This window comes from Mycobacterium sp., from assembly GCF_040398885.1.
Taxonomy (GTDB): Bacteria; Actinomycetota; Actinomycetes; order Mycobacteriales; family Mycobacteriaceae; genus Mycobacterium.
Genome location: NZ_JBBATF010000012.1, coordinates 18,704 through 31,386, shown reverse-complemented (window position 1 = coordinate 31,386; position 12,683 = coordinate 18,704). Strand labels below are relative to the sequence as shown.

Genomic DNA, 12,683 nt, shown 5'->3' with positions numbered 1-12,683 from the left:
ATCAGCCCTGCCCGTTTGGGCACCGGGTCGGCGACCCGCGGAGACGTCGGGCGTCATCCCCGGGCGCTGAGGATCAGCCGGATCACCGGACAAGCCGGGCGATGGCTTCCAGCGGAATGTGCAACCAGCCCGGCCGGTGCCGCGCCTCGTACGCCGCCTCGTAGACCGCTTTGTCCAGTTCGTAGACCGCCAGCGCATCGGCGTGGCTGCGCGGGTCGATGCCGGATCCTGCGGCGTACCCGTCGCAGAACGCCCCGCTGTTGCGCTCCGTCCACTCCCGCGCCCGCGCGGCGAGCTGGCGGTCTGACTGCTCGCCGACAGATCCGTCCAGCGGGTGGTAGGCCGCGTAGGCGAAGGAGCGCAGCATCCCGGCGATGTCGCGCAGCGGCGAATCCGGATGGCGCCGCTGCTCCAACGGCTGGCCGGGCTCACCTTCGAAGTCGATCAGCAGCCAAGACTCCGGGGTGCGCAGCACCTGCCCGAGGTGCAGGTCGCCGTGGACGCGCTGCACGGTGATCGGCTCGTCGACCAGGCTGGCGTAGCGCTCGTGGATCGCCGGCAGGTAGGGCGCCAACTCCGGGACACCGGCGGCCGCCGCCGCCAACCGGTCCCGCATGTGGTGCACCGGCAGCACCGCGGTCGAGGTTCCCAGCGCTCGGGCCAGGTCGGCGTGCACCGACGCCACCGCCTCACCGAGCCGATACGACTCACCGGCGAAGTCACCGCCGACCTCATAGGCGTACAGGTCGCCCTCGGCGTAGAGATCGCGGGTGCTGGCCGTGGCCATATCCCAGCCCACCGCTGAGTTGGCGGCATAGGCGGTGACCATGCCCAGCGGACACGACCCATCGGACTCGATCAGTTCGAAGGAGCCCAGCAGGGACGCCACATGCGGGTTGCCCACCCTGGCCAGCACCCGGTTCAACTCGATGTCCGGGTTGATCCCGCAGGACACTCGCCGGAACACTTTGAGGATCGCCCGCTCCTCGAAGACCACGCTGGTGTTGCTCTGTTCGGCCTCGGCCACCCGGGCCTCGGCGTCGACGGGCAACCGCGCGCCGGGCTCGTGGGTGAACCGCACCTCACCAATCGAGGCCGACGACTCCACCAGTCCCAGCAGGAATCGGGCCGAATCCGGTCCGTAGAGCGCGTCGTAGCCGGTGTGCTCATCCACCGTGCCGATCGTGGCCACCGACCCGTACTCCGATAGCGGAGCCGAATCCCACTGCACCACAACCTGATAGCGCTCGGCGGACCCGTCGCTGTACCCGACGTCGATCAACACGAGGTCCATCCCGTCACGCAACTCGGCGGCGCGGTGCGGCTGCACGGCGGTCAACGTGCGGCTGCGTCCGGCGAACCACCGCTGGTCGACCAACCACTCGCTCCACGGCAGTGCCTCGACAGCTGCCCTGGGTTGTCCGCTCATGGGCTCTCCTCGGCGTGCAATCTGAACCAGTAGAACCCGTGCCCCGGCAGGGTGAGCAGATACGGCAGTTGACCGATCCGGGGGAAGTGCACGTGGCCGGTCAACTCCACCGGCGTCCACGAACTCCATTGCTGCAGTTGCAATTCGATGGGCTGCGGGAAGCGGGAGAGGTTGTTGACGCACAGCATCACCTCGTCGCCGGCTTCGCGGACGTAGGTCAGCACTGACGGGTTGGAGCCACCCAACTCCCGGAAGCCGCCCACCGCGAACGCTTCATGACGGCGGCGCACCGCGAGCATGGTGCGGGTCCAGTTCAGCAGCGACGCCGAGGAGTCCCGCTGCGCTTCGACGTTCACCGCCGGATAGCCGTAGACCGGATCCTGATTGGGCGGCAGGTAGAGCCGGCCGGGGTTGGCGGTGGAGAAACCGGCGTTGCGGTCCGGTGTCCACTGCATCGGTGTCCGGACCCCGTCGCGGTCGCCGAGCCAGATGATGTCGCCCATGCCGATCTCGTCGCCGTAATAGATCACCGGCGATCCGGGCAGTGACAACAGCATCGCGGTGAACAACTCGATCTGGTTGCGGTCGTTCTCCAGCAGTGGGGCCAGGCGGCGGCGGATTCCCACGTTGGCCTTCATCCGCGGGTCCTTGGCGTACTCGGCGTACATGTAGTCACGCTCTTCGTCGGTGACCATCTCCAACGTCAACTCGTCGTGGTTACGCAGGAAAATCCCCCACTGCGCCAACTCCGGGATCTCCGGGGTGTGCGCCAGGATCTCCGAGATCGGGAACCGGGACTCCCGGCGCACCGCCATGAAAATCCTTGGCATCAAAGGGAAGTGGAACGCCATGTGGCATTCGTCGCCGCCGGTGGCCGGGTCGCCGAAGTACTCCACCACGTCGGCGGGCCACTGGTTGGCCTCGGCCAGCAGCAACCGGCCCGGGTATTCGTCGTCGACGACCCTGCGGCAGGTCTTCAGGAAGGCGTGGGTCTCGGGCAGGTTCTCGCAGTTGGTGCCCTCCCGCTCGAACAGGTAGGGCACGGCGTCGAGTCGGAAGCCGTCGATACCGAGGTCCAGCCAGAACCTGAGCACGTCGATCATGGCTTCCCGGACGGCCGGGTTGTCGTAGTTCAGGTCCGGCTGATGGGAGAAGAACCGGTGCCAGTAGAACTGCCTGCGCACCGGGTCGAAGGTCCAGTTCGATTCCTCGGTGTCGACGAAGATGACCCGGGCCTCGCGGTAGCGGTCGCTGGTGTCGCTCCACACGTAGAAGTCGCCGTACGGGCCGTCCGGGTCGCGGCGGGACTCGACGAACCAGGGGTGGGAGTCGGAGGTGTGGTTCATCACCAGGTCGGTGATGACCCGGATGCCGCGGCGGTGTGCGGCGTCGAGGAGTGCGACGAAGTCGTCGACGGTGCCGAACTCGGGCAGCACCTTGTAGAAGTCGCGGATGTCGTAGCCGCCGTCGCGCAGGGGCGAGTCGTAGAACGGCGGCAGCCACAGGCAGTCCACGCCCAGCCACTGCAGGTAGTCCAGCCGGTCGATCAGGCCGCGCAGGTCCCCGACACCGTCGGAGTCGGAGTCCATGAAGGCCCGGACCAGCACCTCGTAGAACACCGCCCGCTTGAACCAGGTGCGATCGGCGGGCAACGTGCGGGCGTGCCCGAAGTCCTCGGCGCTGGGGTGCTCGACGGTCCGGCCGCCGGGGCCCACCTCGACGTGGGATCCGGCGCGGGATTTCCCGGTTGGGCCGCTGGTCAGGTCCATCAGCATTCCTCTACCCGCGCACGAGAGGTCTAGTCGCGCACCCTCAGCACGACCTTGCCGCTGGCGGTGCGGTTCTCCAGGGACGCGACGGCTGCGGCAGCCTGCTCCATCGGGTAGACCTCCGGTTGCGGGGCGGCCAGCCTCCCGGACGCCAGCAGCCCCGCCAGTCCCTCCCACTGCTCGGCCAGCGCACCGGGATGGGTCAGCGCCCAGGCCCCCCACCCGACGCCGACGACGTCGATGTTGTTGAGCAGCAACCGGTTCACCTTGACGGTGGGGATCTCCCCGCCGGTGAAACCGACCACCAGCAGCCGGCCGGCCGGCGCCAGGCAGCGCAGCGAGTCGGTGAACCGGTCCCCGCCGACCGGGTCCATCACGATGTCGACGCCCCTGCCGCCGGTCAGCGCGGCCACCGCGTCCTTGAATCCGTCGGCGAGGACGACGTCGGTCGCGCCGGCCGCGCGGGCCACCTCGGCCTTCTCCTCGGTGCTGACCACCGCGATCACCCGGCCGGCCCCCAGTGCCGGCGCCAACCTCAGGGTGGAGGTGCCGATGCCGCCGGCCGCCCCGTGCACCAGAACGGTTTCCCCGGCCGCCAACCGGCCCCGCTCCTTGAGCGCGAAGTACACCGTCAGGTCGTTGAACAGCAGCCCGGCGCCGGCGGTGAAGCTGATGTTGTCCGGCAGCGGGAACGCCCGGTCGGCCGGCAGTGCCGCGGTCTCCGCCATGGCGCCGCCGATCATGGTCAGGCCGACCACCCGGTCGCCCGCCCGCACCCGCGCACCGTCGGGAGCCGAGCGCACCACCCCGGCCAGTTCGGCGCCGAGGGTGAACGGGAGTTCCGGGCGGTACTGGTAGAGCCCCCGGGTCAGCAGCGCGTCGGGGAAGGCCACCCCGGCGGCGTGCACGTCGACCACCACCGAGGGGTCCGTCCCCGACGCCGGGACGGGCTCGTCGATCTCGGCGAGTTCGACCGACTCCGGGCCGCCGAGCGCGGTGACCCTGACCGCGCGCATCAGGGGTGCTCGACGGCCAGCAGCTTGACCTGCAACTCCCCGCGGGGCGTGCGGTAGGTGACGGTCTCGCCGGCCTTCCGCCCGAACAGCGCCAGCCCCAGCGGGCTGTCGGCGGTCAGGGTGGTGTCCTCCTTCCCGGCCGGGGTCTCCTCGATGAAGTTCACCACCCGCATCTCGATGTCGGCGTCGTCGTCGGGGAACCGCAGCCTGACCCGGGTGCCGTTGGGCAGCTGGCCCGGCACTTCGGCGTTGCCGCCGGCGAGCAGCCAGGTAACCCGGCTGATCTGCTCCTCGACACCGGCGAGATCGTCGGCGCGCTGCAGGGCCTCGGCGGCGTCGCCCCGGTCCCCGACCGTCTCGGCATCCCCCTGGAGGTCGGCCCGGAGCTGGTCGCGGCGGCGGCGCAGGTCGGCCAGTTCGGCCTCCAGGCGCTCGCGTTCCTGTTCGGCGAAGTCCTTCGTAGGAGTGTCCTCACTCATGCACGACAAGTTACCGGCGTCGTCAATGGGTGTGCCGGGCGAATCCGGCGGTGGCCTTGCGGCGAAGCCCGCGGGTATCGTGCCGAGGATGGCTTCCCGCGATCACGGCGACCCGGGCGACGCGCCCACCATGCCGCGGCCGCTGACCGAGATCGCCGACGCGACAAGGCCGTCGGCGGCCGAGGAGGCCCGCACCATCGCCGCGGCCACCAATTCCGGCACCCTGGCCAGCCTGACCCGGGACGGCGACCCGTGGGCGTCGTTCGTCACCTACGGATTGCTCGACGGGGCGCCGGTGCTGTGCGTGTCGCACCTCGCCGAGCATGGCCGCAACCTCGCCGCCGACCCGCGGGCCAGCCTGTCGGTGGTGGCTCCCGGCGCCGGGGCGGACCCGCTGGCCAGTTCCCGCATCACCCTGGCCGGCGTCGTGGAATCGCCGGCCGGCGCCGAACTCGACGCCGCCCGCGCCGCCCACGTCGCCGCGGTCCCGGCCGCGAAGTACTACATCGACTACAGCGATTTCGCGGTGTGGGTGCTCCGGGTGCACCGGGTCCGCTGGGTCGGCGGGTACGGCCGGATGGACTCGGCGAGCGCGACCGACTACTCCGCCGCCGCACCGGACCCGCTGCGCACGATCGCCGCCGGGGCCGTCGCGCACCTGAACGCCGACCACGCCGAGGCGCTGGCGGAGATGGGTCGCGCGCTGGGCGGCTTCCCGGACACCGAGTCCGCGATCTGCACCGGTGTCGACCGTTACGGGCTGGACCTGAAGGTCAGCACCCCGCGCGGGGAGGCCTACACCCGGGTCGGCTTCGGCAGGGCGCTGGCATCGGACGGCGAATTGCGCGCCGCGACCGTCGAACTGGTGCGCCGGGCCCGGGGCGGCTGAGGCACGCGGGCCTCGCACGGGGTCTGAGCTAGTACCCTGCCAGCTATGACGACTGGTACCGATGAGCGCCGGACGGCGGCCGAGTTGGCCGACGAGCGGGACTGGCAGCGGCGGGTGAGCGGCGACGGTCGCCACGACAGTTATCACCGCGGCAACGTGCGAATCCGCGCGGTCTGGGAAGGCGACGACCGGTTGAGCGGCGCGGCGCTTTTCCACGACGAGATCTACGAGTCCTACACCCGCGAGCCGGCCACGCTGCGGGCCTGGTTCAAGCGGTAGGGCCCAGCCCGAACACGGCGGCGAGTCTCCGCAGCGACGGGCGCGGGTCCCAGGCCGGGTTGCCGTCGCCGAGGACCTGAACCAGCATGTGGTCGGCCCCGGCGTCGAGGTGCGCCGTCACGGTCGCGGCGGCCTGCTCGAGCGAGCCCAGGCCGACGATGCCGCGGGCCAGTCTCTCCGAACCGCCCGGCACCAGGTCGGACTCGTCGTAACCCAGGCGCTTCCACGAGTTGCGGTAGTTCGGCAGTCCCGAGTAGATCTGCAGGTACAGGTGGGCGCGGCGCATCTGCTCTGCTTCGTCGAGTTCCCCGTCTTCGCCGACGACCACCCCCTGCTCCGGGATGATCCACTTGTCCGGGCCGAGGATCTTCCGGGTGGTGGCGGTGTGCTCCGGTGTGGTGAGGTACGGGTGCGCGCCGTCGGCATCGGTGCCGGACAGCTCAATCATCTTGGGGCCCAAGGCCGCAAGCACGCGGGTCGGGCGCCCCGACCCCGGCTCGATGATCTCCGGCAGCGCCGCCATCCGGCCCAGGTAATCGCGCATGGTCGCCAGCGGCTTGTCGTAGGCGACCCCGAACCGCGCCACCAACGGTCCGTGGCTGACGCCCAGACCCAGCACGAACCGGCCGGGGTACAGCGCGGTCAGCGTGCGCCCGGCCGCCTCGGCGGCCTCCGGGATGCGCGCGTGGATGTTGGCGATGCCGGTGCCGACGACCAACCGATCGGTGGCCGCCAGGAACGCCGCCGACTCGACGAGCGCGTCCTTGAATCCGATCTCCGGCAGGAACAGCGAGCCGTATCCCATCGTCTCGATGTCCCGGGCCACCTCCTGGGCGGCCGGCATCGGCCAGGTGTCGCTGGCCCACCAGACGCCGATGCGGGACGGGAAGTCGATACGGGCGCCCTTGTTCATCTGTCGATTAGACCAAACCCGCTTTGGCAGACTGTCGACATGACGAGCGGCGCCGCGTGCTTCGACCTGTCCACCGTTTTCCACACCGTTGCCGAAACCATCCCGGAAAAGCCGGTCCTGGTCTGGCGGGACAAGCGGCTGACCTACGGCCGGATGGACGCCCGCATCGACGGAATCGCGCACTACCTGACCAGTCGTGGACTGGGCTGCCGCACCGAGCGCGGCCAGTTGGCCAACCACCAGTCCGGTCAGGACCACATGGGGCTGTACCTGCGCAACGGCAACGAGTACCTGGAGGCGATGGTGGCCGGGTACCGCGCCCGGGTCGCGCCGTTCAACGTCAACTTCCGCTACGTCGAGGAGGAACTGCTCTACCTGCTGGCCGACGCCAAGGCCCGCGCGCTGGTCTACGCCGCGGAGTTCGCCCCGCACGTCCAGTCCATCCGCGGCCGGTTGCCCGAACTGCAGGTGCTCGTCCAGGTCGCCGACGACTCCGGCAACGAACTGCTGCCCGACGCGGTGGACTACGAGTCGATCGTCGACACCCCGGCACCGGCGTCGGGCATGCCCACGCCCACCGGGGACGACCTCTACATCCTCTACACCGGCGGCACCACCGGCATGCCCAAGGGTGTGCTGTGGCGTCAGCACGACATCTTCATGTCCGCGATGGGCGGCCGGCCCTTCATGGCCGGCGGTGAGCCGCTGAACTCCTACGACGACCTCGCCGCGCAGGTCCGCGCCCAGGGCGGATTCCGCTCCCTGCTGCTGATCCCGCCGATGATGCACGGCGCCGCCCAGTGGGGGGTGTTCAACACCGTCAGCACCGGCGGCTGGATCGCCCTGCCGGACGACGTCGCGCGCCTCGACGCCGACGCCGTGCTGCGACTGGCCGAGCGCGAACGGGTGCTGGGCATCCCGGTCGTCGGAGATGCCATGGCCCGGCCGTTGGTGGAGGCGATCGAGAACGGCGACTACGACCTGTCCGGCCTGCTGGCCATCACCAACGGCGGCGCCCCGCTGTCCCCGACGGTCCGCGACCGGTTGCTGGCCGCCCTGCCGAACCTGATGATCATGGACGCCGTCGGGGCCTCCGAGTCGGGCGCGCAGATGACCACCGTCGCCACCAGGGGCGCCGAGACCCGGGCCGCCACGTTCACCCCGCTGGACGACACCACCGTCGTGTCAACGGATTTCACCCGGGTGCTGCAACCCGGCGAGGGCGACGGGTGGCTGGCCCGCCGGGTCTACGTGCCCCTGGGCTATCTCGGTGATGCCGAGAAGACCGCCCGCACCTTCCCCACTATCGACGGGGTGCGCTGGTCGATCCCCGGTGACAAGGCGCGCTTACTGTCCGACGGCCGCATCGAACTGCTCGGCCGCGATTCGGTGACCATCAACTCCGGCGGGGAGAAGATCTTCGCCGAGGAGGTCGAGCGCGCGCTGGCCGGCCATCCGGCGGTCTACGACGTCACGGTGGCCGGCCGGCCCTCCGAGCGGTGGGGCAACGAGGTGGTTGCGATCGTTCAACTCGCCGAGGGCAAGTCGGCCACCGACGAGGAACTGGCCGAGGCCTGCCGGCCCCACATCGCCGACTACAAGGTGCCCAAGGCGTTCATCCGGGTCGACAAGGTGGTCCGCTCCCCCTCCGGCAAGGCCGACTACCGGTGGGCCAAAGCCGTCGCCGGCGGGCAGGCCTGAGCCCGCCGCGCCGGCCGTCTCAGCGGCGGGCGAACGGCGGCGCGTGCTCCGGGCGGACACCCACGCCGATGACGTGGGCGGGAATCACCGCGAGTCCGGGCAGCCGCCGCAGCGCCGCCATCAGCGGGGCCGGCGGCGCGGACTTCCCGCCGTCGAGGATCGGCGCCATCAGGTTGCGATGCAGGAATCGCTGAACCGCCTGGGTGGCCGCGACCGGGGGCAGCCGGCGGCGGCGGACGGCGGCGAGGTCCCGGTCGGCGAGCACGCCGCGGCGCAGCGGTTCGGCCAGCAGCACCGCCGCACCGACAGCGTCCTGCACCGCGACGTTGATGCCGACTCCCCCGGCCGGTGACATGGCGTGCGCGGCGTCCCCGATGCACAGCAGGCCGTCGATGTGCCAACGCTTCAGCCGGTTCAGCCGGACGTCGAGGAACTTCACGTCATCCCAGGACTGCAGATGTTCCGCCGAGGCCTCCGGCACCAGGCCGGACACCTCGTCGCGGAACGCCTGCAGACCCCGGGCCCGCAATTGCGCGTCGGCACCCTTGGGGATCAGGTAGGCGATCTGGAAGTAGCCCTCGCGCGGGATCATGATCAGCAACCGACCCGGCGCGGTCCGCGGCAGCAGCGAGTACACCGCATCCATGTCGCGCGGCAGCCGAAACCACCACACGTCGAAGGGCACCGGCCATTCCCGCGGGACCAAGCCGGCCTGCCGGCGGCAGACCGACCAGCGGCCGTCGCAGGCCACCGTCAGATCGGCCGACAGTTCGCCTTCCCCGTCCGGCGCGCGGTAGCGCACACCCGCCACCCGGTTCCCGCGGCGCACCAAGCCGGTCACCTCGTGACGCATCCGCAGGGTGAACGTCGGCTCGGCTTCGGCGGCCTCGGCCAGCAGGTTGAGCAGGTCCCACTGCGGCACCATCGCGATGTAGGGATGCGGTTCGCGCAGCCGCCGGAAGTCCACCACGGTCAGCAGCCGGCCGTCGGAGGGGAATTCGGCCGTGTCGACCCGGCTCTGCGGCAGCGCGGCGAAACGGTCCCACAGCCCCAGTTCGTCGAGAAGCGTCATGGTGCTGGGATGGACGGTGTCGCCGCGGAAGTCGCGCAGGAAGTCGGCGTGCTTCTCCAGCAGGGTCACCTCGACACCGGCCCGGACCAGCAGCAGGCCGAGCACCATCCCGGCCGGCCCGCCGCCGACGATCGCGCACGTGGTCTTCTCCGGCATGGGCACCGCACCTCCGATGCCGGATCCTAACCCTTGGAAACAACGGCGCGATGGGCCTAGATTTCTCCTACCGGCGATGGAAAGGAGTCCAGGTGCGACGTCTGCTGGCCGGCGTGGCAGGGGCAGTGGCCGCAACGGCGATCGGAACGGCGCCCGCCGCGGACGCCGGGCTGACGGCCGGTCACTACAACGCCTGGATCGACGGCCGCCACGACTTCCACACCTGGATCTTCACGTTCACGTCGTGCAATCCGCCGGACAGCGTGGACGTCTGCGCGAACGTCTCGGCCAACCCGATGCCGATCGCCAAGGCGTTCCAGTGGTACGCCCGGGCACACCAGTCCGGCGGCACTTACACCATGGAGGTGGACGTCCCGGACGGTCTGCGTTGCGGGAACGTCTACTACGGACCGGTGATCCCGACACACGACGTCTACACCTGGGATGCGGTGACCCTGACCGGCTCGCTGCGGTCGTCGTTCGCCGTCGGCTGCGACAACGCGCCGGGCGGAACGCTGACCTACCCGTTCCGGATGACCCGGCTGTAGCTCAACCCGCCAGCATCGCGGTGCGGGCTATGACCAGAACAGCGAACAGCGCCAGCAGGCCGACGGTCGCCCCGGCCTGCACCAGACCGCGGCGCGGGCGCGGGGCGTAGATGTAGGCCACCGCCACCAGAGCGCCGGTGACCAGACCACCCAGATGGCCCTGCCAACTGATGGTGGGGATCGAGAAGGTCAACACGAGGTTGACGACGATCAGCCCGATCAGCCACCGCATATCGAGGTCGAAGCGCTTGTAGGCCACCGCCGTCGCCCCGAAAAGGCCGAAGATGGCGCCGGAGGCGCCGACGGTGGCCGACGCGGGATTGGAGAACAGATACACCGCGACCGAACCGCCGAGAGCGCTCAGCAGATACAGGCTGGTGAATCGCAGTCGCCCGAGGTGCCGTTCCAGGGGTGGGCCGAGCACGTAGAGCGCGTACATGTTGAACAGGATGTGCACGATCCCGTAGTGCATGAACGCCGAACTGAACAGGCGGAAGAACTGGTCGGCCCCCGCGACCGCCAACGGTTGCAGAGCAAACCGCGGAGTCAGCGCCGGCGCGGCGATCTGCAGCAGGAAGACGATGACATTGGCGGCGATCAACCCATAGGTGACGACCGGCGTGCCGGTCCGGACCGTCGCCCCCGCGACGGTCCTCGCCTGCGGCACGGCGTTCGCCGCCGCCCGGACACAGTCCACGCACTGCTGCCCGACGGCGGCGCCGCGCAGACATTCCGGGCAACCCGGCCGGCCGCAGCGCGAGCAACTCACATAGGTGGCGCGATCGGGGTGGCGATAGCACGCGGGCTGACCCGCGGGGCTCTGTGCGGGGTACGGCATCGTCATGGTGCCCGCGACGATACTGCCCCGGGCCCGATCCCGGCACAGGCACGGTCGCCGGGGACCCGATTTCCGCTGCGGATCTCGTCGGGATACGTCGCTGGGGGCCTATCCGCAGCGCACTTACCGCAGTTGGATCCGGCGTGTCGGAACTCTTGGATTGTTCGCTGCTGCGGATTCGCTCGCCAAATCCACGATTCCGGTTGAAAATCGCTTCCTGAGTTCACCCAGGACATCAATTAAGTAGCCTCTGAGCAGTTTCGATATGGATTCACACCGTCCAGTTGTACGACGACGATATCCGTAGTACGTTTTCTGCAGGTTGAACTCACAGCCCAATTCGGAAGCGCCGGGCGCGCGTGGGGTCCGCGAATCCGCTGTCGAAGTCCCGCGCCGGCGCCACCGCCGACATTCTGTGGATCACGACCCGATGGGAGGTCTCATGCCAGTCGCCGATAACGCGATCCCCTTCGCCGTCACGCGCCCGGTGCGCCCCCCGGCCGAGCTTGAACCGGTGCGCGCCCGCGAACTCAGCCCGACGACCGTCCTGGTGGCGGCGTTCGGGGAAATCGACGCCGCCAGCGCGGCCGGGCTGTCCGAGCGGATCGAGGAGCACCTCGAGGGCTACCGGCAACTGGTGCTGGACCTGTCCCGGCTGGAGTTCTTCGGCACCGCCGGTTACTCGGTGCTGCACCGGGTGCACTCGCGGTGCGCACGCGCCGGCGTGGACTGGGTTCTGGTACCCGGGCCAGAGGTCGGGCGACTGCTGCGGGTCTGCGACCCCGACGGGATCGTCCCCACCGCATCCAACATCGTCTCCGCGGTGGCCGCCCTGGCCCGCAACCACACCGGCCGGGTCGGTTAGCCCGACCCCCGGCTGCCATACTCCCCTGAGACGAAGCCGGGGAAGGGTGTCTGCCGATGACCACACCGGGGCGCCAGTTCAACAACGCCGTCACGCGGTTCTGGAGTTTCGCCGCGCCTGCCTACGACCTGCCGTACCTCCAACGCTGGGTGTACCGGCCGGCCCAGGACGAGGTGGTCGCGAAACTACGCGCCGCGGGGGCGCAGCGGATAGCCGACATCGCCTGCGGCACCGGCATTCTGGCCGCTCGCATCCACGCCGAGCTGAACCCGGCCGAGGTGTACGGGGTCGACATGTCCGACGGCATGCTCGAGCAGGCGAAGGCACGTTCGCCGCACGTACGGTGGTTGAGGGGTCCCGCCGAGCGGCTGCCCTTCGAGGACGGTTCGCTGGACGCGGTGGTCACGACCTCGGCGTTCCACTGGTTCGATCAACCCGCGGCCATGCGGGAGTTCAACCGCGTCCTGATGCCCGGCGGTCTGGTGGCCGTGGCCACCATCACCCCGCCGCTGCCGAAGGTGCTGGCGCGGTTCGCATCGGGGAACTCCGTCATGCACAGCCCGAGGCCCGCCCAGCTGCGCTCCCTGTTCACCGACGCCGGTTTCCGGATCACCGACCAGCGGCCGGTCCGGCGTCCGGTGTGGACCCCGGTGGCATGGGATCTCATCACCGTGGGAGTCAAGGACCCGGACCGCAACCGGGCCGAACCCGCGGGTCCGGTGTAGGGGG

The 12,683-nt window shown here is 70.0% G+C and carries 13 protein-coding genes; 6 read left to right on the top strand and 7 right to left on the bottom strand.

The features are described 5' to 3' along the window. Positions 1 to 82: 82 nt before the first annotated feature. Genes ADBZ5U_RS02480 through ADBZ5U_RS02465 form a run of 4 tightly spaced genes read right to left on the bottom strand, consistent with a single transcriptional unit; the run spans position 83 to position 4,693 of the window. Complete coding sequence (locus tag ADBZ5U_RS02480) at positions 83 to 1,429, bottom strand: maltokinase N-terminal cap-like domain-containing protein (protein ID WP_526262009.1); 1,347 nt, start codon at positions 1,427 to 1,429, stop codon at positions 83 to 85. Further along, positions 1,426 to 3,198 (bottom strand): maltose alpha-D-glucosyltransferase, encoded by a 1,773-nt coding sequence (gene treS / locus ADBZ5U_RS02475; RefSeq protein WP_526262007.1) that lies wholly within the window; start codon positions 3,196 to 3,198, stop codon positions 1,426 to 1,428. The genes ADBZ5U_RS02480 and treS overlap by 4 nt, the downstream gene beginning before the upstream one ends. A 29-nt stretch (positions 3,199 to 3,227) precedes the next feature. Next, positions 3,228 to 4,214 (bottom strand): NADPH:quinone oxidoreductase family protein, encoded by a 987-nt coding sequence (locus tag ADBZ5U_RS02470; RefSeq protein ID WP_526262005.1) that lies wholly within the window; start codon positions 4,212 to 4,214, stop codon positions 3,228 to 3,230. Next, positions 4,214 to 4,693, bottom strand: a complete 480-nt coding sequence (locus ADBZ5U_RS02465) for a GreA/GreB family elongation factor (RefSeq protein WP_526262003.1) — start codon at positions 4,691 to 4,693, stop codon at positions 4,214 to 4,216. The genes ADBZ5U_RS02470 and ADBZ5U_RS02465 overlap by 1 nt, the downstream gene beginning before the upstream one ends. An 88-nt stretch (positions 4,694 to 4,781) precedes the next feature. Here ADBZ5U_RS02465 and ADBZ5U_RS02460 point away from each other — a divergent pair, with 88 nt between their 5' ends. Further along, on the top strand, positions 4,782 to 5,582 hold the full coding sequence (locus ADBZ5U_RS02460; protein WP_526262001.1) for a HugZ family pyridoxamine 5'-phosphate oxidase: 801 nt from the start codon (positions 4,782 to 4,784) through the stop codon (positions 5,580 to 5,582). Between the two features lie 45 nt (positions 5,583 to 5,627). Next, on the top strand, positions 5,628 to 5,861 hold the full coding sequence (locus ADBZ5U_RS02455) for a hypothetical protein (RefSeq protein WP_526261999.1): 234 nt from the start codon (positions 5,628 to 5,630) through the stop codon (positions 5,859 to 5,861). On the opposite strand, the gene ADBZ5U_RS02450 is transcribed toward ADBZ5U_RS02455, so the two are convergent. Continuing rightward, on the bottom strand, positions 5,851 to 6,774 hold the full coding sequence (locus ADBZ5U_RS02450) for a TIGR03620 family F420-dependent LLM class oxidoreductase (RefSeq protein WP_526261997.1): 924 nt from the start codon (positions 6,772 to 6,774) through the stop codon (positions 5,851 to 5,853). The genes ADBZ5U_RS02455 and ADBZ5U_RS02450 overlap by 11 nt on opposite strands. A 39-nt stretch (positions 6,775 to 6,813) precedes the next feature. Between ADBZ5U_RS02450 and ADBZ5U_RS02445 the strand changes: the two genes are divergently transcribed. Beyond that, positions 6,814 to 8,475 carry an AMP-binding protein gene (locus ADBZ5U_RS02445; RefSeq protein ID WP_526261995.1) on the top strand — a complete coding sequence of 554 codons (1,662 nt, stop codon included), beginning with the start codon at positions 6,814 to 6,816 and terminating at the stop codon, positions 8,473 to 8,475. 19 nt (positions 8,476 to 8,494) lie between these two features. Here the strand turns inward: ADBZ5U_RS02445 and ADBZ5U_RS02440 are convergent, their stop codons facing one another. Next, entirely contained in the window at positions 8,495 to 9,703 is a 1,209-nt protein-coding gene (locus ADBZ5U_RS02440) for an FAD-dependent oxidoreductase (protein WP_526261993.1), read from the bottom strand. 92 nt (positions 9,704 to 9,795) lie between these two features. Here ADBZ5U_RS02440 and ADBZ5U_RS02435 point away from each other — a divergent pair, with 92 nt between their 5' ends. After that, positions 9,796 to 10,251, top strand: coding sequence for a hypothetical protein (locus ADBZ5U_RS02435; RefSeq protein WP_526261991.1), 456 nt, complete (start codon positions 9,796 to 9,798; stop codon positions 10,249 to 10,251). 1 nt (position 10,252) lies between these two features. Here the strand turns inward: ADBZ5U_RS02435 and ADBZ5U_RS02430 are convergent, their stop codons facing one another. Further along, positions 10,253 to 11,095, bottom strand: a complete 843-nt coding sequence (locus tag ADBZ5U_RS02430; protein WP_526261989.1) for a rhomboid family intramembrane serine protease — start codon at positions 11,093 to 11,095, stop codon at positions 10,253 to 10,255. Between the two features lie 436 nt (positions 11,096 to 11,531). Between ADBZ5U_RS02430 and ADBZ5U_RS02425 the strand changes: the two genes are divergently transcribed. After that, complete coding sequence (locus tag ADBZ5U_RS02425; RefSeq protein WP_526261987.1) at positions 11,532 to 11,954, top strand: STAS domain-containing protein; 423 nt, start codon at positions 11,532 to 11,534, stop codon at positions 11,952 to 11,954. A 56-nt stretch (positions 11,955 to 12,010) separates the two neighbouring features. Then, entirely contained in the window at positions 12,011 to 12,679 is a 669-nt protein-coding gene (locus ADBZ5U_RS02420; protein ID WP_526261985.1) for a methyltransferase domain-containing protein, read from the top strand. Positions 12,680 to 12,683 lie beyond the last annotated feature (4 nt).